Origin of the sequence: Bradyrhizobium sp. 31Argb (assembly GCF_043638955.1) — a bacterium.
GTDB lineage: Bacteria > Pseudomonadota > Alphaproteobacteria > Rhizobiales > Xanthobacteraceae > Bradyrhizobium.
This window is the reverse complement of record NZ_JBEGDB010000133.1, coordinates 1-21,603: the sequence shown is the minus strand read 5'-3', so window position 1 is coordinate 21,603 and position 21,603 is coordinate 1. Positions and strand designations below refer to the sequence as shown.

The 21,603-nt window shown below is 64.0% G+C and carries 21 protein-coding genes; 7 read left to right on the top strand and 14 right to left on the bottom strand.

The window, feature by feature from the left end:
* The 14 genes from AAFX91_RS23845 to AAFX91_RS23780 all read right to left on the bottom strand — a co-directional run bounded on the left by AAFX91_RS23845 (position 1) and on the right by AAFX91_RS23780 (position 15,481).
* Positions 1-822 carry an ABC transporter ATP-binding protein gene (locus tag AAFX91_RS23845; RefSeq protein ID WP_394568126.1) on the bottom strand — a complete coding sequence of 274 codons (822 nt, stop codon included), beginning with the start codon at positions 820-822 and terminating at the stop codon, positions 1-3.
* Complete coding sequence (locus tag AAFX91_RS23840; RefSeq protein WP_394568124.1) at positions 815-1,807, bottom strand: ABC transporter ATP-binding protein; 993 nt, start codon at positions 1,805-1,807, stop codon at positions 815-817. Before AAFX91_RS23840 ends, AAFX91_RS23845 begins: the two co-directional genes overlap by 8 nt.
* Positions 1,808-1,824: 17 nt before the next feature.
* Positions 1,825-3,531: an ABC transporter substrate-binding protein gene (locus tag AAFX91_RS23835; protein ID WP_394568123.1), complete on the bottom strand. Its 1,707-nt coding sequence runs from the start codon at positions 3,529-3,531 to the stop codon at positions 1,825-1,827.
* A gap of 41 nt (positions 3,532-3,572) precedes the next feature.
* Positions 3,573-4,472, bottom strand: coding sequence for an ABC transporter permease (locus tag AAFX91_RS23830; protein ID WP_394568122.1), 900 nt, complete (start codon positions 4,470-4,472; stop codon positions 3,573-3,575).
* Positions 4,469-5,422: an ABC transporter permease gene (locus tag AAFX91_RS23825; RefSeq protein WP_394568121.1), complete on the bottom strand. Its 954-nt coding sequence runs from the start codon at positions 5,420-5,422 to the stop codon at positions 4,469-4,471. The genes AAFX91_RS23830 and AAFX91_RS23825 overlap by 4 nt, the downstream gene beginning before the upstream one ends.
* 486 nt (positions 5,423-5,908) lie before the next feature.
* Positions 5,909-8,158, bottom strand: a complete 2,250-nt coding sequence (locus AAFX91_RS23820; protein ID WP_394568120.1) for a mechanosensitive ion channel domain-containing protein — start codon at positions 8,156-8,158, stop codon at positions 5,909-5,911.
* A 311-nt stretch (positions 8,159-8,469) separates the two neighbouring features.
* Positions 8,470-9,339 carry an aromatic ring-hydroxylating dioxygenase subunit alpha gene (locus AAFX91_RS23815; RefSeq protein WP_394568119.1) on the bottom strand — a complete coding sequence of 290 codons (870 nt, stop codon included), beginning with the start codon at positions 9,337-9,339 and terminating at the stop codon, positions 8,470-8,472.
* A 29-nt stretch (positions 9,340-9,368) separates the two neighbouring features.
* Entirely contained in the window at positions 9,369-10,769 is a 1,401-nt protein-coding gene (locus AAFX91_RS23810) for an 8-oxoguanine deaminase (protein ID WP_394568118.1), read from the bottom strand.
* Between the two features lie 4 nt (positions 10,770-10,773).
* Positions 10,774-11,304 carry a hypothetical protein gene (locus tag AAFX91_RS23805; protein WP_394568117.1) on the bottom strand — a complete coding sequence of 177 codons (531 nt, stop codon included), beginning with the start codon at positions 11,302-11,304 and terminating at the stop codon, positions 10,774-10,776.
* A gap of 8 nt (positions 11,305-11,312) precedes the next feature.
* A complete protein-coding gene (locus AAFX91_RS23800) occupies positions 11,313-11,708 on the bottom strand; it encodes a hypothetical protein (RefSeq protein ID WP_394568116.1) in 396 nt (131 codons plus the stop codon).
* 2 nt (positions 11,709-11,710) lie between these two features.
* Positions 11,711-12,763, bottom strand: coding sequence for an ABC transporter permease (locus AAFX91_RS23795; RefSeq protein WP_394568115.1), 1,053 nt, complete (start codon positions 12,761-12,763; stop codon positions 11,711-11,713).
* A gap of 2 nt (positions 12,764-12,765) precedes the next feature.
* Positions 12,766-14,355, bottom strand: a complete 1,590-nt coding sequence (locus AAFX91_RS23790; RefSeq protein ID WP_394568114.1) for an ABC transporter ATP-binding protein — start codon at positions 14,353-14,355, stop codon at positions 12,766-12,768.
* 12 nt (positions 14,356-14,367) lie between these two features.
* The gene (locus AAFX91_RS23785) at positions 14,368-14,727 is read right to left on the bottom strand and encodes a hypothetical protein (RefSeq protein WP_394568113.1); all 360 of its coding nucleotides are present in this window, start codon (positions 14,725-14,727) and stop codon (positions 14,368-14,370) included.
* The gene (locus AAFX91_RS23780) at positions 14,642-15,481 is read right to left on the bottom strand and encodes a BMP family ABC transporter substrate-binding protein (RefSeq protein WP_394568112.1); all 840 of its coding nucleotides are present in this window, start codon (positions 15,479-15,481) and stop codon (positions 14,642-14,644) included. The genes AAFX91_RS23785 and AAFX91_RS23780 overlap by 86 nt, the downstream gene beginning before the upstream one ends.
* Before the next feature lie 402 nt (positions 15,482-15,883).
* Between AAFX91_RS23780 and AAFX91_RS23775 the strand changes: the two genes are divergently transcribed.
* The 7 genes from AAFX91_RS23775 (at position 15,884) to AAFX91_RS23745 (ending at position 21,480) form a co-directional block, all read left to right on the top strand.
* Complete coding sequence (locus AAFX91_RS23775) at positions 15,884-16,126, top strand: hypothetical protein (RefSeq protein ID WP_394568111.1); 243 nt, start codon at positions 15,884-15,886, stop codon at positions 16,124-16,126.
* A 34-nt stretch (positions 16,127-16,160) separates the two neighbouring features.
* Positions 16,161-16,889, top strand: a complete 729-nt coding sequence (locus AAFX91_RS23770) for a Rieske 2Fe-2S domain-containing protein (RefSeq protein WP_394568109.1) — start codon at positions 16,161-16,163, stop codon at positions 16,887-16,889.
* Positions 16,886-17,518, top strand: a complete 633-nt coding sequence (locus tag AAFX91_RS23765) for a glutathione S-transferase family protein (RefSeq protein ID WP_394568108.1) — start codon at positions 16,886-16,888, stop codon at positions 17,516-17,518. The genes AAFX91_RS23770 and AAFX91_RS23765 overlap by 4 nt, the downstream gene beginning before the upstream one ends.
* Before the next feature lie 34 nt (positions 17,519-17,552).
* On the top strand, positions 17,553-19,355 hold the full coding sequence (locus AAFX91_RS23760) for an adenine deaminase (RefSeq protein ID WP_394568107.1): 1,803 nt from the start codon (positions 17,553-17,555) through the stop codon (positions 19,353-19,355).
* 4 nt (positions 19,356-19,359) lie between these two features.
* Positions 19,360-20,283, top strand: coding sequence for a LysR family transcriptional regulator (locus tag AAFX91_RS23755; RefSeq protein WP_130578246.1), 924 nt, complete (start codon positions 19,360-19,362; stop codon positions 20,281-20,283).
* A 91-nt stretch (positions 20,284-20,374) separates the two neighbouring features.
* Positions 20,375-20,875 (top strand): thiamine pyrophosphate-binding protein, encoded by a 501-nt coding sequence (locus AAFX91_RS23750; protein WP_028162666.1) that lies wholly within the window; start codon positions 20,375-20,377, stop codon positions 20,873-20,875.
* Positions 20,872-21,480, top strand: coding sequence for a thiamine pyrophosphate-dependent enzyme (locus tag AAFX91_RS23745; RefSeq protein WP_394568106.1), 609 nt, complete (start codon positions 20,872-20,874; stop codon positions 21,478-21,480). The genes AAFX91_RS23750 and AAFX91_RS23745 overlap by 4 nt, the downstream gene beginning before the upstream one ends.
* The last annotated feature ends 123 nt before the right edge of the window (positions 21,481-21,603 follow it).

The following is a 21,603-nucleotide window of genomic DNA, read 5'->3' as shown; positions in this document are numbered from 1 at the left end:
TCAAAACGAATCGTTCCATCCAAAGCTTGAATCACAGCCAAGCACGAATGAGAATCCTGAATCCCAACAGACCCTACGATAAATCTCGTCCCGCGCCGCGATTTCGACGATCCGCCCAAGGTACATCACGGCGATGCGGTCGCTGACGTGGCGGACCACGGCAAGGTCATGGGCGATGAAGAGATAGGCCATGCCGAGCCGTTGCTGCAGCTCGACGAAGACGTTCACGACCTGCGCCTGGATCGACACGTCAAGCGCAGAGACCGGCTCATCGCAGATGATCAGCGCGGGCTCGAGCGCCAGCGCACGCGCAATGCCGATCCGCTGTCGTTGGCCGCCGGAGAATTCATGCGGGAAGCGGTCGGCCATGTCGGGCAGCAGGCCGACCGTCCGCATCAGTTGCGCGATCCGTTGATCAAATGCCTTCCTGTCGTTCGCGAGGCCATGAACCTCGAGCGGTTCGCCGATGATATCGCGGACCTTCATGCGCGGATTGAGCGATCCGAACGGATCCTGATAGACCATCTGCATGCGCCGGCGCAGCGGACGCAGGCTGGACTTGTCGAAATGGGTAATGTCCTGGCCTTCGAACTCGATACGCCCGCCGGACGGCTCCAACATCCGCAGGATTGCAAGGCCCGTCGTCGATTTTCCGCAACCGCTCTCGCCGACAAGGCCAAGCGTCTCGCCGCGTTTCAACTGGAAGGAGACGCCGTCGACGGCCTTTACCGTCGCCACCTGCTTGCGGAACACCGCGCCCTTGTGCACGGGGAAGTGCACCTGCAGATCATCGACGCGGAGGAGGACATCGGCCTCAGACATGTGCAGGTGTCTCCAGCCAACAGGCGGCTTGGTGTTGCGGTGCTATCGCGGCCAGTGCCGGCCGCTCCCGGTGGCAAAGGTCTGTGGCCTGCCTGCAGCGCGGCGCGAACGCGCATCCTGTCGGCAGCCTGGCGAGGTTGGGCGGCTGTCCGTCGATCGGCACCAGGCGCTTACTGGTGTCGCCGTCGAGCCGCGGCACCGACGCCATCAGGCCGCGCGTATAGGGGTGGCGGGGATTGGCATAAAGCTCGCGCGCCGGCGCCTGTTCCACCACGCGCCCCGCATACATCACGACGACGCGGTCCGCATATCGTGCGACCACTCCGAGGTCGTGCGTGATCAGGATCAGCGAGCAATGGGAACTTTGGGCGAGATCCTTCAGGAGATCGAGGATCTGCGCCTGAACGGTCACGTCCAGCGCCGTGGTCGGCTCGTCCGCGATGATCAGCCGTGGCTCGCAGGCCAGCGCCATTGCGATCATGGCACGCTGGCGCATGCCGCCCGAGAACTGATGCGGATAGGCGCGGAGCCGCGATTCCGCATCCGACATCCGCACCCGTCCGAGCAGTTGCTTGGCCGTGCCGAGCGCCGCATCCCAGGGCTTGCGCCGATGGACATTGATCGGTTCGGCAACCTGCAATCCCACCGTGAGCACCGGATTGAGCGAGCTCATCGGCTCCTGGAAGATCATGGCGATGCGGTTGCCGCGTATCTCCATGATCTCGCGCTCGGAGAGCTTGGTGAGGTCAGTGCCTTCGAACAGGATCTCGCCGCTTTCGATCCGGCCGGGCGGCGAGGGGATCAGGCGCAGGATCGACAGCGCGGTCACGCTCTTGCCTGAGCCCGACTCGCCAACGATCGCCACCGTCTCGCCCACGCCGACATCGAAGGAGACATCATCGACGGCAGTCACCGCCCCCCGCCCGCGACCGAACCGGGTCACGAGGTTGCGTACGCTAAGGAGAGGTTTGGCTGCCGTCGTCATTGCAAGGCTCACCGTTCCTAATAACCAAGCTTCTTCTTCAAGCCCTGATCGATCCAGAGTCGAGCATGGATAGGACCGGGTCGCTCGGAGCCGACACGCAGTTCGCCGCCATAGTTCTTCACCCACGGCCACCATGCCGTATAGAAGTAGTCGACGGGCAGCCAGATATAGGGGACCTTGTCCACGATCTCGCGCGTCAACGCCTTGATCATTTCCTGGCGCTTTGACTCGTCCCGCTCCAGGTAGACGTCGTTCATCTTTTTATCGAACTCTGGATCGGAGTATTGCGACGGATTCCAGGTCTGCTTGGTGACGAAGCTCTTGCGGATCGACGTCGTGGGATTGGTGTGGCCGTTGCGCATGAAATAGCCCGCGGCGTTGGTCTTCGTCGTCATGGCGGAGAGGAAGGCGCCATATTCCATCGGCTGGATCTCCAGCTTGACGCCCACTTTCTCTAGATAAGCCGCAACCAGCGGCAGCAGATCCATGTGATCCGGCGAGCAGGAGCAGACCTGGACCTTGAAGGAGAAGCCGTTTGGGTATCCGGCCTCCTTCAGCAAGGCCTTCGCCTTGTCAGGATTGTAGGTGAAGAGCTCCTTCACGCTGTCGGGCATGCTCTCCAGCGGCTCGTAATAGCCGATGTAGTCCGGATGCATGGGATAGGCGAACAGTTCGGCATTGCCATTATAGTAGGAGGCCACGATCTCCTTCTTGTTGACCGCCATGTTCAGGGCGCGTCGCACACGAATGTCGTCGAACGGCTTGGTGTCGACGCGCATGGCGAGGAAGGTGCCGCCGGTCCCGAGCGAACGCGACCACTGCAATTGGGGCGCACTCTTCTTCAATTCGTCCACGGCGGTCCATCTGATCGATTCGAGAAGGTCGAGCTTGGCAGTGCGGAGCGCGGTGAGGTATGTGGCCTCGTCCTTTATGGTGCGATAGACGATCTTGTCGACGAACGGCAGCTTGTACTCCTGGCCGCCGATCTTTTCCTTGTCCCAGTAGACCGGGTTCTTCGAGAATGTGACCGCGTTGCCCTGGACATAGTCGGTCAGCATGAATGGGCCGGTGCCGTTGGCGTTCTTCCAGTTGCCGGCGCCGGCGTCGACCACTTCCTTCGGCACGATGCCGGAATAGTAGCCCCAGCCGAAACGGTAATCCCACTCGGCGTGATAGTTGTTGAAGGTAAAGACGACCGTATGCGGGTCGGTCGCCTCGACTTTCTGCACATGATCGAAATAGGTCGGGACCTTCTTCGGGCTCTTGTCGAGGCGGTAGTAGCTTTGCACGACGTCGTCGGCGACGAGTTCGCGTGAGGCCATCACGCCCGGCTTTTCGGGAAACATCACGCCCTTGCGGAGCTTGACCTCGACTCGGAGTGGATTTTCCTTCCATTCCCAGCTTTCCGCGAGTTCACCCTTGATGGCGTCGCTCGGCAGCCAGGCGTCGGGCACGAAGCTGTATTTGCCGCCGTTGCGCTTGGCCTTGGAAAGATCGCCGACAAAGAGCTGTTCGTACATCAGCCCGGTGTCCTGCTGGAATTTCCAGGTCCAGTCGGCGGGATCCCACGACAGGGGCGACAGGGTCACATAGACCATGCCGATGTTGAGCGTGCCGCCCGCTTGCGGCTTTTCGTCCGCCAGGGCTGGCGACTGCGCCAGGCCAAGCGTGGCCGCGATGGCCAAACCTCGCGCGAAACCGCCGAACGTCGTCTTCCGATCCATGTTCCTCTCCCTCCTCTTTGTTTGTTTTGTATGGCCGCCGGCTATCGCGATCCGCGCATGCGCGGGTCGAGCAGGTCGCGCAGGGCATCGCCAAAGACGTTGGTGGCATAGACGACGATGGTCAGGCAGAGCCCCGGCGCCAGCGCCAGCCATGGACCCTGGAACATGTAGGTTCGCCCGCTGCCCGACAGCAGTCCGCCCCAGGTCGGCGCCGGCGGGGGAACGCCAAGACCGAGAAACGACAGTCCGGATTCGACGAGGATCACGGCGCCGACGCGGGTCGTGAACAGCACGATGATCGGCGGCATGATGTTGGGTAGGATATGCCGCCAAAGGATGCGGCTGGTGGAGGCACCGATCGACTGGCTGGCGTGCACATACATGTGCTCGCGCACGGAGACGACGGCGCCGCGTATGATGCGGGAGCCGGCGATGCCGAAGGCAAGGCTCAACACGCCGATGATCTGCGGCATGCCCGGACCGACCACGGAGACGACGGCGATCAGGATCACCAGTTCGGGAAAGGACATGTAGGCATCGACGAACCGCTGCGTGATCATATCGAAGCGGCCGCCGAGATAGCCTGTCAGCGCGCCGATCAGCACCGAGATCACGGTTGCGAGAAACGCGGCCGAGAAACCAATGATCACCGAAAGGCGGGCGCCATACAGGCAGCGCGAGAACAGGTCCCGGCCGAGATTGTCGGTGCCGAAGAGATGCGCCCACGACGGCGGCTTCAGCCGCTGTATGGGATTGATCTCGTTGAAGCCATAGGGCGCCAGCACATCCGCGAACAGGCCGGCAAAGACGAACAGCAGAAAGATGATTCCGGCCGCGGCACCAAACGGCTTCTCGCGGAACAGGCGGCCCAGAAACTGCAGTGCCGGGTTGCGTCTGCTCTCCTGGCCGACGGAGGGATTGGCCTGTTCGATCGCCGTCATCTGGTCCTCACCCGGGGATCGAGCAGCCCGTAGCTGAGATCGACCATGAGGTTGATGAGCATCACTGCGAGTCCCACCGTCAGGAACACGCCGGTGATAATCGGGTAGTCTCGCTGATTCACCGCCTCAAGCAGGAGAAGCCCCATGCCGGGGATGACGAAGATCTGCTCGATGATGATGGCGCCGCCGATCAGCAAGGGGGCCTGGAGACCCACGAGCGTAATCACCGGGATGAGCGCGTTGCGCAAGGCGTGGCGCATGATGACGAGGCGTTGATTGAGACCCTTGGCGCGGGCGGTGCGGATGTAGTCCTGGCGCAGCACCTCCAGCATCATGGTGCGCGTCATGCGCATCGTGACAGCCGACAGGCTCGCGCCGAGAACCAAGGCCGGCACGATCATCTGCTTGAGGTTCTGGATCGGGTCGTCGGCGAACTTCACGTAGTTCACTTCGGGCGACCAGCCCCACCAGATCGATGGGAACACCATCACCATGGTGCCCATCCAGAAGCTCGGCACGGCCAGCAGGAGGATCGAAAACGAGCGCGCGACGAAATCGCCTACCGTGTCCTGCCGAACGGCGGAGTAGACGCCGATCGGGAGCGCGATCACGAGACCCACCGCGAGCGCGATGACGCCGAGCTCGAAGGTGACAGGCAGGCGCTGCAGGACGAGCTCGAGGACGGGAGTCGACTGCCAGAGCGACTGGCCGAAATCGCCTTTCAAGATGCCGGCGATCCAGATCAGGTATTGTTCGGCCATAGGCTTGTCGAGGCCGAGCGCATGAACGAGCTGTTCGCGGCTCAGCTTGTCAGCCGCCAGATCGTTCTGGCTCAGCATCATGTCGATCACGTCGCCCGGAATCATCCGTACCGTGGCGAACACGATCAGACTGGCGAACAGCAGCGTAGGGATCAGCGCCAGCAGCCGGCGCACAATGTAGCCGTACAAAGGCTTACCCGCTGATGGTGGCGGCCAACGAGCATGCCGGAAGTTCGAAAAAAATGTTCGTTAGCTTCACCTTGCAGTCCTCCCTCTTGCATCGGTCTGTTGCCGATTTTTCGTGAGGAGAAATTTGCCGCTCAGCTTGCGTTGCAATGCGGCAATTTCAGCGTTTCCCCACCGTTGTTTGGATCGTATCACCGGCCAGCGCGCTTGCAACAGCTTCGTGGATGCAACGACTGCTTCCAAGCTCGTTGGCAGCTACCATACTCGTTTTTTGAAAATGCAGATGCGGCTCGTGGCCGCAGTGGGGACACGATCAGGACGGGCGAAGAAAAGGTCCTGCGAGCGCGCGTGACTCCTCGCGCGCGCCATCGGGTGCGCTTTTGACGCGACTCGTTGGGCAGGCTCTCGTTATGGGAGAGGTGGGAGGCTTGCGATGTACAACCGATCCGATCGGTTCGGATCATGCTGCTGCACGGAATATCGCCGCGGTTATTCCGCGGCTTCCGCGCCGCGTGGCTCGTCCTTCCGCTCGAGTGGCGACTGCAGCACGAGCATCGTCTGCGGTGGCCGGGCGATCTGGATGTTGAGCTCGTGGAAGCGCTTCTTCATGCGCCGGTAGAACTCACGCTGCACCGGCCAGCGTCCGGAGTCGGTGCATTGGATCTGCCCGACGATGGTCGTCATGGTGGCGTCGACCTTGTCGACGCCCCAGAGATCAAGATCGCCGCGGATCATGTGCTGGAATGCGGGATCCTTGCGCAGCTCGGCGCCGATCTCCTTCAGCACGGAACCGACCCGATCGGGATCTTCGTTGTAGTCCACGTTGACGCTGACCGAGGCATTGCCGATGCCGCGGTTGGTATTGGTGACTGATGTCACCGAGCTGAAGGGGATGATGTGCACGGAACCGTCGCCGGCGCGGAGCCGGATGGTGCGGATCGAGAGATTCTCGACGACACCGGACAGGCCCGACACGGTAACGAAGTCGCCGACCTGCATCGCGTTCTCGAGCAGGAGGAACAGCCCGGTGATGACGTCCTGCACCAGTTTCTGCGAGCCGAAGCCGATGGCGATGCCGACGATGCCGGCGCCGGCCAGGAGTGGCGCGATGTTGACGCCGAGCTGGCTCAGCGCCGTCAGCGCGACGACGGTGAGGATGATCGACAGCAGTGTCGTGCGCAGCATCGGCAGGAAGGTGCGCATCCGCGCGGCGCGGGCGTAGCGTCCCTCGCGCGAGAGCTGCAGCAGATGCTGCTCGACGGCGGCATTCACCGCTTCCCAGATCGCAAGCGCGACCACGCCGGCGATGGCGACCGTGATCAGCGCCGATAGCAGGCGTCCGCCGATATGATCGCTGGTGAACCATTCCGCTGCATCCAGGCCCCAGACCTCGAGCAGCGCGATCACGGTGATGACAGCGATCACGCCCGAGACGATGCTCCGCAACGCAGGGAAATACCGGTTGGCGCGTGCTTCGAGGCCCGGAAACTGGCGAGTGAATTCCGGGCTGATGCGGAACACGCGGTCCAGCGCCGCCATCATCGCGATCTGCGCCAGCCGCGCGATCAGGAGCACGGCGACGCTGGCGACGAAATAGCGGAACAGCAGCGCATAGCCGTTTTGCACCCGCAGCGCCCACACGGTCCATAGCGCGAGGTCGAGGACGATCGCGAGAATGTGCCAGACGTCGGCGAATCGGTTGCGCATCACCACGAGCGGCCCTCGCGCGCCTTCAGGCGCCCGGATCCAGTCGGCGACGCCGCGGCGGCATTGCAGGATGATGATGACCACGAACAGGTGCACCACCAGCATCAACAGCCGGATCAGGGCGTGATAGGCCGGCCGATACAGGCCGAGCAGCAGCGCGATGTTGGCGAGGGCGACTCCGAACACGGTGACGGCCACGATGCGCCGCCACCAGATGTCGAGATAGGCGGCGGCCTCGTCGCGGATGATGAACAGGCTGGGCTGGCTGGAAGCCGGGGAGATCACCGCCGCGGTGACAGCGAGGATGCTGCCGTAGATCACGTAAGCATTGACCATCGCCAAGATGACGACGCGGGGCGTCGGTGCGCGGCCGATGTCGGTCGCGAGCAGGAGATTGCCGATCGCCGCGAAGCAGATCACCGGCAGCAGGTCCAGAAACAGCCGCGCCAATGCAAAGGGAAGCCGGATGGCGAGCTGCCAAGCATAGGTGAGCGTTGCATGCCAGCGCCGGACCGGCTGCGTTTCGGTGGCCGCACCCGCATCCCGCACGGTATCTGCATGCCGCGCGCGCAATGGAATATAGCGGTCGATGGCGGCGAGCGGACGCCGGATCACGCGGCGGATGATCCATTCCGCCATGAAAGCGCAGGCGATGACGAGCACGAGCCGCCACGCCGTGTCGAGCAGCATCTGCTGCATGTACGGATTGGTGGTGAGATTGACCAGCCAGCCCCAGATCATCGGAAAGTCGGACACGGTGCGGGCCGCGGTGGCGAGCTGGTCCGAGACGTCGCCGAACCAGTCCGAGACTTCGGCGAGAAGCTGGACGCCGAGATTATCGGTGAAGGCCGGCGGCGACGCCGAACCTTGCGGCTGCGCGGGCGCGCCGGAGGAGGACGCTTTCGCGATGGTCTGCAGCGTCTGGATGAGCTGCGCCCGCTTGTGGTCGTCCTGCAGGATATCCAGGGTCGCTTGCGCCTGCGCCGCTGCTGTCGGTGGCGGAGGAGGCGGCGACGTGTTCGGAAGAAGCATTTGCGATCGCGCCGGCGCAATCAGCAGCAGCAGACAGGTGAGCGCAATCGTGATGAGTCGGAGACTGTTGCTCGGCATAAAAATGCAGCGATCATGAGGGGTGACGGGAATCGCGTGTATTTAACGCCGGTACGGCCATAGTTTGGCATGCCTGTGACAGCCATCACCCTGCCTGCCAACGCATCACAGCGTTTTCGAGCGAAGTGGACACCGGTTCGCGTGAACAAAACGCGTCAAAAACAAGAATCGAGAGCTTCGGTCTGATTCAATCAGAACCGAAAATGCTCTAGTCACAAGATGTTCCAATACCCCTACGAAAATGCCGCCGTTGCGCCGAGCGTGGTTCCGTAAAGCACCCCTTTTTCCTTCAGCCAGCGCCGATATACCACGGAGGAGGCGTCGGCCCGGGTCGGGATTTCCGCGCGCGGTTCCAGCGGCAGCAGCCGCGGGCGCTGGTTTTCCAGGATGATGCGGTCCTGCAGGAAGATCATTTGCTGGAACTGGATGAGATCGGCGAGTTCGGAGGTGTCGTCGATCAGGAAACTCACCGGATGGGCGCGGCAATGGTCGGGGTCGAGCGGCTGCACGAACAGGCAGATCACATCCCAGCGATTGGCGACATTCAGGCAGGTCTTGTAGAGCAGCGTCGCGAAGGGGGCGGCGACCCGGTAGATATATTGCGTGACGCTGCCGTCCTGGGCCGACAACGCCGCCTGCGGCTGGAAGAATTCGCAGTCGGTGGCCCAGACTTCGTCGACGTCGCGGCGGATCTCCGTCGTGTAGTGGCGCACCTCCGTATGCGGCTCGGCGCCGAGGATATCGGTGTGGACGAACGGGAAATGCGCCATATCCAAAAAATTCTCGACGATGCGCAAGCCCGACGAGCGCACCGAGACCGCGCCGCAGATCACATGCCGCCGGTCCTTCTCCTCGGCTTCGGGAAGCGGCAACACGTCGCGATCAGGTTTTCCCAGCGTGGTCCAGAGGTAGCCGTAACGCTCCCGCACCGGCAGCGGATCGTCGCGGTCTTCCGCCGAGACGATGATCGCGCCATCCGCGTCGCGGAACGTGGTCAGCTCAACGCCGAGCAGGCGATTGCGCCGGGGCGATGCCGGGATGTCGGTGAGCGCATCCAGCACATACCACTGGTTCAGCGTGCCGGGGTCGATGTAGCCATTCATGGTGCAAGCTCCGCTTCGTTGCGGTCGGCCTATTGCCGGTAGATTCGTTGCATGATCTTCGCGTGGTCCGCAAGCGACGCCTCGACGTCGTGATGCACAAATTCTCCGCGGCGGATGATGTTGCGCCCGTTGATGAAGGAATAGTCCACCTTGAACGGACCGCACATGATCATCGCCGCCAGCGGATCGCGCTGGGTCCCGGAGAGTCCGAGCTGATTGAGCCTGACCGCGATGAAATCCGCGCTCATGCCGGGCGCGAGATAGCCGATGTCGTCGCGGCCGAGTAGCCTGGCACCGCCTCGCGTCGCCATGTCCAGCGCCTCGCGCGCCGACAGCGCCTTCGGGCTGCCGCCGAATCCGCCGCGGCCGCCGGGCGCCTCCGAGAGATAGCGGTGCGGCGCGACCCGCTGCAGCATCTGCGCCAGCCGCGCCTCGAGGAACAGGTTCGAGGTGTCGTTGGAGGCCGAGCCGTCGACACCGAGCCCGCAGGTGACGCCGGCGTCACGCATCTCGCGGATTTTTGCGATCCCCTGGCCGCACCGCATGTTGGCGGAGGGGCAGTGCACCATGCCGGTGCCGGTCTCGGCAAACATCTTGATCTCGCCGCTGTCGAGGAAGATGGCATGGGCGAACCACACGTCGGGCCCGAGCCAGTCGACCGAGCCGGCGAATTCCACCGGCCGCATGCCGTAGATATCGCGGCAATAGACCTCTTCGTCGAGATCTTCCGCGAGATGCGCATGCAGGTGTACAGCCTTGTGGCTGCGCGCAAGCTGGGCGGCTTCCTTCATCAGGCCTGGTGTTACCGAGAAGGGCGAGCAGGGCGCGAGCACGATCCGGCTCATCGCGTGCCGGCTTGGATCATGGTAGGTCTGGATCAGCCGTTCGGCATCTTTCAGGATGTCCGCTTCCTTCTCGACGCAATTGTCCGGGGGCAGTCCGCCCTGGCTCTCGCCGCGGGACATCGCGCCGCGCGCGGCGTGGAAGCGCAGGCCGAGCTCCTGTGCCGCCTGGATCGTGCTGTCGAGCCGGACATTATTGGGCTGGATATAGAGATGATCGGAGCTGGCGGTGCAGCCGGAGGCGATCAATTCCGCCATCGCGACGCGGGCCGAGACATAGATCGCCTCGTTATCGAGCTCCGCCCAGATCGGATAGAGCGTGGTCAGCCAGACGAACAATTCATCGTCCTGCACCATCACCCGCGTCAGGTTCTGGTACATGTGATGGTGGGTGTTGACCATGCCGGGCATCACCAGATATCCGGAAAGATCGAGCACGTCGTCGGCGACAAGATGCGCAAGCTCCGCATTGCTGCCGACCGCCTCAACGACATTGTCGCGGACGAACAGCGCGCCGCCTTTGATCTCGCGATTGGCATCGTCGAAGGTCGCGAGATGATCGATGTTCTTTACAAGCAGCGTCGACATAAGGTCACCGCAGGTCACGATAATAGGGAACGCCGAGCGCGGCAGGCGCGGCCATCACCTGGCGCATGCGGTGCCATGCCACGACGGGAACGACGATGAAGGCGATGGTGCCGAGATAGGGCAGCATCGAGAGCACGGGCGCAGCGATCGGCCAGTTGCGCGCCTGCCCGACGAAGCCGAGCGAGGTGATGACACCGAACAGCAGCGCCGCCAGCACCGCATTCAGCGGGCGGTAGCCGGCAAAGATGACCAGCGCCACCGCGATCCAGCCGCGGCCGGCGACGACGCCTTCCGACCATGACGGCACGAAGGCGAGCGTGAGATAGGCGCCGGCGCCGGCAGCGAGCGCCGCGCCCGCGGTCACATACCAGAAGCGGATTCTTTGCACGGCGATCCCTGCCGCATCGGCTGCTGCCGGGTTCTCGCCGACGGCGCGCAGGTTGAGGCCATGCCGGGTGCGGAACATCAGGACATGCAGCATCACCGGCAGGATGATGTAGATCAGGTAGACCAGCACATTCTGCGTGAACAGCACCTGGCCGATCAGCGGGATCGAGCTGAGATAGGGATCTCGACGCCGGTAAACGTCGCCGGTGCCGGGATTCCGGAATAGGCCTTGCCGACGGTCGCGGCAAAGCCGGTGCCCATCAAGGTCAATGCGAGGCCGCACAGCACCTGGTTGGCGCGCAGGTAGACCGTGATCGCGGCAAACACCATGCCGACCAGCAAACCTACAGCGAGCGCCAGTGCGAAACCGGCGGTCGGACTCTTGGTCGTCACGACCGCGGCAATGCCGGTGATCGCGCCGAGCGCCATCAATCCTTCGACGCCGAGATTGACCACGCCGACGCGCTCGGCCAGCACCTCGCCAAGCGCGGCCAGCGCCAGCACGCCGCCGGCAAGCAGCGAAGTGTGCAGGATGCCTGCGATCAGGTCCATCTTCAGGCCTCGGCTGGTTTGCTGCTGACGATGCGGAAATGCGCGAGCTCGTCGCCGACAGCGGTGAAGAACAGGATCAGCCCGGTGATGGCGAGCACGGTGGACGTATTGACGCCCTGCGTCTGCAGGATGATGCCGGAGTTGAGGATCACGGCCATCAGCGCCGCACCGGCGATCACGCCGATGCAGGAGCCGCGCGCCAGCACTGCGACCATGATGCCGAGATAGCCGAAATTGTTGGAGATGCCGCCCTGCAGCCGATGCACGGTGCCGGCGACCTCGAGCATGCCGGCGATGCCAGCGATCGCGCCCGACAGCAGCATCACCACGATCAAATGGCGGCGGAACGGCATGCCGGCATATTTGGCGGCCTGCGGGTTGGAGCCCGCGATCCGCACCTCATAGCCCCAGCGCGTGAAGCTGAAGGCGGCGGCCGTGATCACGGCCACCAGGATCGCGATCGGAAAGCCCCAATGCACCATGCCGATGAATTCGGGCACGTCGTGCTTCAGCCGCGCGGTGGTCCCCAGCGCATGGCCGCCGGGATCGAGCCATGGGCCGGTCGCGACATAATAGACCAGCAGCGTGGCGACGAAGTTGAGCAAGAGCGTCGTGATGAGCTCGCTGACATCGGCATAGGCGCGCGCAAGCGTCGGCACCAGGATCCAGATCAGACCGCCAATTGCGCCGGCGACGAACATCAGCGGCAGCATCACGATGGTGGGACCGGGGACGAACAGCGCCACGCCGGTCGCGGCAAAGGCGCCGGCATAGAATTGTCCTTCCGCGCCGATATTCCAGGCGCCGATCCTGAGCGCGACGGCGACCGAAAGCCCGGTGAGGATCAGCGGTGTGACCAGCAGGCCGACGTCCTCGAGCCCGAAACCGGAGCCGAACGTGGACCTCAGAACCTGCAGCGCCAGCTTGAGCGGCTGCGCGCCGCTGGCCGCGAGCAGGAGGCCGGCGGTGATGAGCGCGAACAGGATCGCGATCGCGCGCGCCGCAAGCGCGATGCCAGGCGAGGCCGACGGCAGGCGTTGCAGGCGGATCGCCATCGTCAATGCACCATCGCAGCCGCGCGCACTGGTCTGGCCGCGCGCTGGCCGCCCATCATCAGGCCGATCTGTTCGATATCGGCGCCCGCGCTGTCGACGATGCCCATGATCTCGCCGTGGAACATCACCGCGATGCGGTCGGAGAGGTTCAGCAGCTCCTCGAGCTCTTCCGAGATCACGACGATGCCGACACCGGCGTCGCGCAGCTCGACGAAGTAGCGCATCATCGTGTTGATCGCGCCGACGTCGAGGCCGCGGCTCGGATAGGCGGCGACCAGAAGTTTCGTCGCGATCCGCATCTCGCGCCGCGCTACGAAGCGCTGCTGATTGCCGCCGGAGAGGTTGCGGATCGGCATCGAATAGTTCGGCACCATCACGCCGGCAGCTTCCGCGATTTTGCGCGCCAGCGCCGCTGCCGCGCGCGGCCGGTACCGCGGTCCGAGCGAGACCGGCGCGCGGTCATATTCGCGGATCACCGCGTTGTCGGTGACGCTGAGCGCGGGCGCAAGTCCACTGCGCAGCCGGTCCTCAGGGATATGGCCGACGCCGAAATCCGCGAAATCACCGGCGCCTGCGGCCGAGACATCGCGCCCGCCGAGCATGATCTGTCCGGAGCTGGCCGCGCGCATTCCGGTCAGAAGTTCGCTCAGCTCTTTCTGCCCATTGCCGGCCACCCCTGCGATGCCGAGAATCTCTCCGCCCGCGATATCGAGCGAAACCTTGTTCAGGACGGTATGCCCGGTGCTGTCCCGCGCCGTCACCTCGCGCAGGCTGACCACGGGCCCGTTGGATTTGGCGACCGCGTTCGGTCCGCGTGCGCGGAGGTCGTCGAGCACGATCTCGTGGCCGACCATCAGTTTCGCCAGCATCGTCTCGCTGCAGGCGCTGGTCGGCTCGGTCGCCACTTTGCGGCCGCCGCGCAGCACGGTGATGCGGTCGGAAATCTCAAGCACCTCATCCAGCTTGTGACTGATGAAGATCACGGCGTTGCCGCGCGCGACGAATTCCTTCAGCGCCTTGAACAATTCGCGCGCTTCCGAGGGCGTCAGCACCGCGGTCGGCTCGTCCAGGATCAATACACGCGCCTTGCGGGCGAGCACGCGCAAGATCTCGACCCGCTGCTGCTCGCCGGTCGAGAGTTCGTCGATCCGCGCGCCAGGACGAACCGCGAGATTGAGCGAGGCCGAAAGCTGCGCGGTGCGCGCTTCCAGTTCCTGTGCGCTGATCGCGCGCGGCGTTTCCGACCAGCCGAGATGGATGTTCTCGGCGACGGTGAAGGCGCGCACCAATTTGAAGTGCTGATGCACCATGCCAATGCCGGCCGCGATCGCTTCCACCGGCGAGGCGAAGCTCTTCAGGTAACCGTCGATGATGATCTCCCCGGCATCCGCCTGGTAGATGCCGGTGAGGATATTCATCAACGTGGATTTCCCGGCGCCGTTCTCACCCAGGAGTGCGTGGATCTCGCCGGGCCATACTTCGAGGTCCACATCCTGGTTGGCAACGACGCCGGGAAAATACTTGGCGATGCCCCGGAGCTGCACGAGTGGCGGCGTGCCGGGAGGACGCTCGGTGACAACGGGCATCGCCATCACGATTGCGCGTCAGAGCCCGGAGATGCCGGCGATCGGCCAATCCCAGTTGTAGAGCTGGGCCTCGCTCATGCGTTGGCCGCTGGCGGCCTTCACATTGCCCTTGGCGTCCTTGATCTCGCCGACGAAAGGCGACCATCCGCCAAGGATCTTTTCGCGCACGGCGTCAGCCTGCTTGCGCACCTCCTCCGGCACGCTCTCGCCCCAGGCGTCGCGGTCGACGCCGGCGCCCATCGGCAGGATGGTGGTGGAGGGCGTCCAGGTGCCTTCGAGCCGCTTCTTCACCTCACCGACATAGTATTGCTTGAAGTCGATGACGATCGAGCTGATGTAGGCCTTCGGCCCGTAGCGGCGGATATCCGTGTTCCACATCACCGCCTTGGCGCCGCGCTTCTCGGCGACCTGCAGATATCCGGCCTCGTCCATGATGCCGAACAGGAGGTCGCAGCCATTGTCGAGCAGCGCGGTGCCGGCTTGGGGTGGCTGCCTGCGGATCGAACCAGGAATTGATCGTGATGACCTGCATGGTTGCGTTCGGATTGACCGAGCGTGCGCCCATCAGGAACGCGTTGGTGCCGGAGAACACCGATGGCACCGGGAAGGATGCGACATAGCCGAGCTTGCCGCTCTTGCTCATCAGGCCGGCGGCGACGCCGGTGACATAGGTCGGGTACCAGTGCGCGACATAATAGGTGCTGAGATTGTCGAGCGGGTTGCGGCCGTCGCATTCGTAGAACGCGACCTTCGGCGAGCGCTTCGCCACGTCGTAGAGAAAGTCGGCGTAGTTCGAGGTCGCGAACACCATGCAGGCATTCTCGGAGACGAACTGGCGGTAAGTGCGCGTCGCATCGGCGGAGTAGGGGATGCTCTCCACGAACACGGTCTTCACCTGCGGGAACGCCGCTTTCACCGCCTTCATCCCCTGGTCGTGACTCCACGTCCAGCCTTCGTCGGTGACGGGACCGGTGTGGCCGAAGGCGATCACGGCATCTTTCTCGGCGACCGCCGGCAGCGGCGCCGCGGCGCGCGCGGAGCGGATCAGGCCTGGCGGCAGCAGGAGCGAGGAACCGGCGGCGGCACCGAGGTTCAGGAAGCGCCGGCGGGACAGATGGCGGAGGTCTGACATGATTGAGCTAAGCCTCGTGTTGGAGCCTGTGTTCTCTTGCGGATGGTTGCCGTGACCAAGACCTGCCGGAAACTCCGGGCAAAGCCGATCGCCGACACAGCGTGTCGGCGCTCGGTTACCGAAGGATTTCAGTAGCAAGGTCCATGCCGCAGCCCGCGCATCGGCGGCATCACCGGCCCATCCCGCACGCTTGCGCACATTCAGCCTGTCTGTCGTTCCCTGTTTCGCATAGGCGCTTTTTTTCGATTGCGGTGATCGATCCAGCGCAACATCGTTCGGCAACGATGCCTTAAAAAACAAGCAGATCGCTGCTTCTCTGCTCAAAGGATATGCATGGGCAATCTTTCCGCTTGCCCTGATCGCGGCACGCTCGAATAAATCGAACCACAGGGATGTGAGCGCATGCAGGGAGCAACCGTCATCGTCTTCAGCGGACAGTTTCGCGTCGAGAGTTTTGTCGAGTTCGTCAACCACCGCGCGCGGCGTTTGCAGCTCGATGCAATGGTGGAGACGGCGACGCCTGATTGCATCGAGGTAGCAGTTTCAGGACAGCCGGCGCTGGTCGACGCGTTCGAGATGGCGTGCAGCCTCGGGCCGATCGACTGCCTGGTGCGGGATGTCTGGCGGAAAAATGCCTCGGTGTAAGTCGTGCTTTGGGCTTGGTGATGGAGATGGGCTGATGGAAACAGGTTGGTATCCGGTCGCGCTGGCGGAGGGGCTGGAGCGCGGCATGTCCACTGGCACGCGGTTGTTCGGCCGCGAGCTTGTGGTCTGGCGCGACAGCGCTGATACCTCGCATGTCTGGGAAGACCGCTGCCCGCATCGCGGCATGCGCTTGAGTTTCGGCTTCGTGCGCGACAATCATATCGCCTGTCTCTATCACGGCTGGCAGTACGACACCTCGGCGCAATGCCGCTATATTCCGGCACATCCCGATCTTGCCGTGCCGGGTACGATTCGGGTTGCGACCTATCCGTCGATCGAACGGCTCGGCATCGTCTGGGCCTATAACGAGCTCGACAGCGACGCGCCGCAGGACATCATCGGGTTTGCCGAGGGCGCCCCGGTGACGCCGGTGCGCAGCCTCTATGTCGATGCTTCGGCAGCCAAGGTGTTCGACGCGCTTGTCCTGGCCGAATGCCCAGCGCTCAAGAACGCGGCCGGCGCGACGCAGCGGTCGCGAACCGATGCTCTGGTCTCGCTCAAGAGCGGTGGCGACGAAATTCTGGTCGCGGTGCAGCCGCTATCCGACGTGGAATCCGCGCTGCATATCGTCATCGCGGGACCGCCGGACGTCTATTCCGGCGATAGCCAGAAACGTGTCTCCGCCTGGGGTGAAGCCTTGCGGCGTGAGATCGAAGGGGCGGCGCGGTACGTCGGCGAACTGCGTCACGAGGTGGCGCCGTGAGCGAGATCACCCTCTACGACTTCGAGCTCGACGAAAATTGCTACAAGGTGCGGCTACTCTTGTCCGTGCTCGGATTGTCCTACCGCAAAGTCGCGGTCAACGTGGTGCCGGGCCGTGAACATCTCGCACCCGCGCTAATGGCACTCAATCCGCGCGGCAGCCTGCCGATCCTCGCGAACAGCGAATTCGTGCTGAGCGAAGCGGAAGCGATCATGACCTATCTCGTCCGCGCCTATGACAACGGTAACACGTGGCTGCCGGCCGAACCGAAAGCGCACGGCTTGGTCGCAATGTGGCTGCAATTTGCCGGCCGCGATCTCCATGCCGCCTTTCTCGCGCGGCGGCTGGCGATGTTCGACGCGTCAGGCGATGAAGTGGCCTTGGGGTTTGCTGCGCGAAGCGCCTTCCGCCTGATGGAGGATCACATGACGGCACGCGAATTTGATCGTGCCGCCTGGTTCGTCGGCGACAATCCGTCACTTGCCGATCTCGCGCTGTTCCCGGCAATCGCGCTGAGCCGCGATTTCGGCATCGAACATGAGGCCTATCCGGCACTGCGGCGCTGGATGCGCCGCGTGCGGGCGATCCCAGGTTTCGTGACCATGCCGGGCATTCCCGACTATTATTGAGGCCGATCACGCACGCGCAACGTAAGAGGCCCCCATGACCAGGCTCACCCGCTTTTCCGTCCGGCCGCTCCACACCATGACCCGCCGTCTCGCCGACGTCGCATCGGGGCGGGCGGCGCCCGATCTCGTCATCACGGGCGCGCGCGTGCTCTCGACCTATTCGGAGCGGATCATCGACAACAGGGAAATCTGGATCGCGGGCGGGCGGATCGCCGCGGTGAAGCCGGCCGGCACGCACAAGGCTGCCGGCGGCGACGCTGCGATCAAGGACGTCGCCGGCGGCATCATCGCGCCGGGGCTGGTCGATCCGCACATCCATATCGAATCCTCGATGGTGACGGCCTGCGCCTATGCGGAAGCGGCGCTGCTCAACGGCACCACGACGATCTTCTGCGACAGCCACGAGATCGGAAATGTGATGGACGTTGCCGGCGTCGAGGCCATGCTGGAAGATGCGCGCGAGGCGCCGCTCTCGATCTTCCTCACCGTGCCGAGCACGGTGCCGGCCACCTCGCCGGAACTCGAGACCGCCGGCGGCGATCTCACGGCGGAGAAGATCGCGAGCCTGTTCGACCGCTGGCCGGAGGCGGTGGCGCTCGGCGAGAAGATGGATTTCGTTCCCGTGACGCTCGGCGACGAGCGCAGCCACGCGATCCTTGCCGCGGCGCTGAAGCGCGGCCGGCCGGTGTCGGGCCATGTCTATGGCCGCGAATTCGTTGCGGCCTACGCGGCAAGCGGTGTCACCGATACCCATGAGGCGATCGACCGCGATATCGCCGACGATCTGCTGGAGGCAGGCGTGTGGATCTTCCTGCGTGGCGGTCCGCCGACCACGCCGTGGCATTCGCTGCCGCAGGCGATCCGCACCATCACCGAGCTCGGCGCGTCGCATAAGCGCGTCGCCCTCTGCACCGACGATCGCGACGCCGATGATCTCCTGCAATTCGGTCTCGACTGGGTCGTGCGCGAGGCAGTGAAGGCCGGCATGTCGCCGGAACAGGCATGGTCGATGGGGTCGCTGCACGGCGCCACGCGCTTCGGTGCCGACGGCGAGATCGGCGGCCTCGGCGGCGGCCGGCGTGCCGACCTGGTGCTGCTCGACGATTCGCTGAGGCCACACGCCACCTGGTATGGCGGCGAATGCGTGGTCGAGAACGGCAAGATCACTGCATTACTCGATGCCTCGCTGTCGAAGCGCTATCGCTATCCGCAAGCCGCATATTCGACCGTGAAACTGCCTGATAAGGTGAAGCTGACGCCGGCGCTGCCGACCGAGGCTTGCACCGTCAACGCCATCCGGACCGCGCTGCCCGGCATTACCCTAATCCACGACCGCGTCGCGATCGAGCCGGCCAACGACTGGCAGCCGCTGTTCGAGCGCGATGGCCTCTGCTTCGTCACTGTGGTGGAGCGCCACGGCAAGTCGGCCGGCAATGTCGCCCATGGTCTGCTCAAGGATTTCGGCCTCAAACGTGGAGCGGTGGCATCGAGCGTGGGGCATGATAGCCACAACATCATCATTGCCGGCACCAACGAGGATGACATGCAGGTCGCGCTCGCCGCGATCAAGGACCATCAGGGCGGCGTCTGCGTCGTTGCCGACGGCAAGGTGAAGGCGATGGTGCCGCTGCCGATCGCGGGCCTGCTCTCCGACAAGCGGGTGACCGAGGTCGCCGAAGAGGTACAGAAACTCAAGGTGGCATGGCAGGAGGCCGGTTGCACCATTCCCTATATGGGCTTCAACCTGATCCCGCTGTCGGTGATCCCCGAAATCCGCCTCACCGACAAGGGATTGGTGCTGGTGCCGGAAATGCGGCTCGCGCCGCTGTTCGAATAGCACGATGGACCCACACCGGCTCGGCCTGATCTCGACGCGCCTGCATTATTTCCAGCTCGTCGCCCAGCTCGGCTCGATCCGGCAGGCCGCGCGCGTGCTCAATGTCGCGCCGTCCTCGATCAGCCGCGTGATCGGCCAGCTCGAGGACGAGCTGCAGACGCCGCTGTTCGAGCGCATCCGCCAGCGCTTGAAACTCACCAGCGCCGGCGAAATCCTGCTCTACCGCACGCGCGCTAGCCAGGGCGAGATGACGCGCGCCTACACCGAGATCAACGATCTCCAGGGCCTTCGTCGCGGCACTGTCACGGTGGCGGTGGTGGAGAGCATCGCGCGCGGGCTGTTGCTCGACGTGATGTCGACGTTCTGGGAGAGCTATCCGGCAATCACCGTCGACATCAAGGTGATGGGATCGGAACATGCGTTCGATGCGGTGGCTGACGGCGAATGCGACATCGGCATCGCCTTCGACATCAAGACGCCGCGCAACGCGCAGCGGCTCGCCGGCACCGTGCTGAATCTAGGCGCGCTGATGCATCCCGGGCATCGGCTCGCCGGCCGCAGTGAACTCAAACTGTTCGATCTCGCCGGCGAGCGCGTGGTGCTGTCGGATGCCAGCCTCTCGCTCGGCGCCTCGATCGAGGAGGCGCTGAACGGCTCCTCGATCGATTTCGGGCGGCGGGCGCTGACGAACTCGATCACCGTCATGGCCGATCTTGCGATGCGCGGTAACAGCGTCGCGCTGCAGACCCGGATCGGCGTCCAGCGCGAGATCAGGAGCGGAGCCTTGGTGTTCGTGCCGCTGCGCGACCCCAAATTGCGGCCGCGCAAGCTGGTGCTGCTGTCGCGCGCCAAGTCCGGCATGTCGGAAGCGGCCTCGAGCCTCGCCACCATGCTGACGCGGGCGATCGAGGGTCTCTCCGGCGGCTGAGACATGTTGCGCTGGGCGCATCAGGCTGGTGAGAAATCAGGGCCTATTCAGAACATCTCGCACCTGAGAATTTGCCCGAAAAGGAATCTGCATGAAGCCATCCGCAGTCGACGCCGTGATCCGCGGCCTGAAGAAAGCAGGTGTCAGCATCGTCTGCTATCTGCCGGACTCTTTGTTCAAGGAGCTCTATCCGGCGCTCGATGCCGACCCTGACATCCGCACCATTCGCGTCACCAATGAAGGCGAGGGGGCGGCGATCTGCGGCGGCGTGTTCCTGTCCGGCAAGCGCGCGGCGCTGGTGATGGAGAATTCCGGCTTGCGCGCCTCGGTCGAGCCGTTGGCGCGGATGGGGCTCGGCGCCGGCATCCCCGTGGTGATGCTGATGAGCTATCGCGGCGAGCTCGGCGAGAACAATTGGTGGGCGATCCCGCACGGCATCACCATGGAGCCGGTGCTGAATGCGCTGCGGATTCCCTATCGCATCGTGACGGAAGAGGAGCGGATCGAGCGTGCCATCACCGATGCGTTCAGTTGGTCCTACTCAGCCTATTATCACTCGGCGGTCGCGCTGGGCGGGAGTGTGGTGCGATGAAGCGGTTCGACTGCATGAAGGCGCTGGCGCGCAGGCTCTCCGATGAGCTCGTGATCCTCTCGCTCGGCGCCAGCGTCGACGAATGGTACAACGCCGCCCCGCATATGCGCGACGCCAGCCTGTTCCAGCAGCAGCTCGGCTGCGTCAGCGCGCAGGCCCTTGGGCTCGCCGCCGGCCTGCCGCACCGGCGCATCGTCTCGCTCGATACCGACGGCGGCATGATGTTCAACCTCGGCATCCTCGCCACCATCGCCAACGAGCAGCCGAACAACCTGTTCATCGTGGTCTGGGACAATGAATGCTACCAGTCGATCGGCGGCCCGCCGACGCACACCGCGAGCGGCCGCGTTGACATCGCCGCGATCGCGCGTGGCGCAGGCGTGACGCGCGCCCACACCGCGCACACGGTGGAGGAATTCGATAAGCATTGCGCGGAAGGACTGGCGGCGCGGGAGCCGTATCTGGTCGTGGCAAAAGTATCCGGCACCGTGCAGCCCGACATCAAGCGCAAGCACAGCGACGGGCGCGAGGACAAATACATCTTCGTCCGCCACGTCGAGCGCACCGAGAACATCGTCATCATGGGCCCGAGCGAGCACAATTAGCGCATGGTGAGATTGGATCGAATGGTGCCAACACGAAGCTGCGCCCCCTCTCCCGCTTGCGGGTAGGGCTATCGCATATGGGCGAGGGCGCGGAGAAGGAAGTCGTTGTTCCATCTGGCCTGG

Bases quoted from the DNA above. Each gene is read 5' to 3' on its own strand.
- AAFX91_RS23790 (WP_394568114.1), bottom strand. From the start codon at position 14,355: ATGGCGATGCCCGTTGTCACCGAGCGTCCTCCCGGCACGCCGCCACTC.
- AAFX91_RS23745 (WP_394568106.1), top strand. From the start codon at position 20,872: ATGAAGCGGTTCGACTGCATGAAGGCGCTGGCGCGCAGGCTCTCCGAT.
- AAFX91_RS23780 (WP_394568112.1), bottom strand. From the start codon at position 15,481: ATGTCAGACCTCCGCCATCTGTCCCGCCGGCGCTTCCTGAACCTCGGT.
- AAFX91_RS23835 (WP_394568123.1), bottom strand. From the start codon at position 3,531: ATGGATCGGAAGACGACGTTCGGCGGTTTCGCGCGAGGTTTGGCCATC.
- AAFX91_RS23775 (WP_394568111.1), top strand. From the start codon at position 15,884: ATGCAGGGAGCAACCGTCATCGTCTTCAGCGGACAGTTTCGCGTCGAG.
- AAFX91_RS23840 (WP_394568124.1), bottom strand. From the start codon at position 1,807: ATGACGACGGCAGCCAAACCTCTCCTTAGCGTACGCAACCTCGTGACC.
- AAFX91_RS23820 (WP_394568120.1), bottom strand. From the start codon at position 8,158: ATGCTTCTTCCGAACACGTCGCCGCCTCCTCCGCCACCGACAGCAGCG.
- AAFX91_RS23830 (WP_394568122.1), bottom strand. From the start codon at position 4,472: ATGACGGCGATCGAACAGGCCAATCCCTCCGTCGGCCAGGAGAGCAGA.
- AAFX91_RS23800 (WP_394568116.1), bottom strand. From the start codon at position 11,708: ATGGACCTGATCGCAGGCATCCTGCACACTTCGCTGCTTGCCGGCGGC.
- AAFX91_RS23755 (WP_130578246.1), top strand. From the start codon at position 19,360: ATGGACCCACACCGGCTCGGCCTGATCTCGACGCGCCTGCATTATTTC.
- AAFX91_RS23785 (WP_394568113.1), bottom strand. From the start codon at position 14,727: ATGTGGAACACGGATATCCGCCGCTACGGGCCGAAGGCCTACATCAGC.
- AAFX91_RS23815 (WP_394568119.1), bottom strand. From the start codon at position 9,339: ATGAATGGCTACATCGACCCCGGCACGCTGAACCAGTGGTATGTGCTG.
- AAFX91_RS23810 (WP_394568118.1), bottom strand. From the start codon at position 10,769: ATGTCGACGCTGCTTGTAAAGAACATCGATCATCTCGCGACCTTCGAC.
- AAFX91_RS23795 (WP_394568115.1), bottom strand. From the start codon at position 12,763: ATGGCGATCCGCCTGCAACGCCTGCCGTCGGCCTCGCCTGGCATCGCG.
- AAFX91_RS23750 (WP_028162666.1), top strand. From the start codon at position 20,375: ATGAAGCCATCCGCAGTCGACGCCGTGATCCGCGGCCTGAAGAAAGCA.
- AAFX91_RS23845 (WP_394568126.1), bottom strand. From the start codon at position 822: ATGTCTGAGGCCGATGTCCTCCTCCGCGTCGATGATCTGCAGGTGCAC.
- AAFX91_RS23760 (WP_394568107.1), top strand. From the start codon at position 17,553: ATGACCAGGCTCACCCGCTTTTCCGTCCGGCCGCTCCACACCATGACC.
- AAFX91_RS23770 (WP_394568109.1), top strand. From the start codon at position 16,161: ATGGAAACAGGTTGGTATCCGGTCGCGCTGGCGGAGGGGCTGGAGCGC.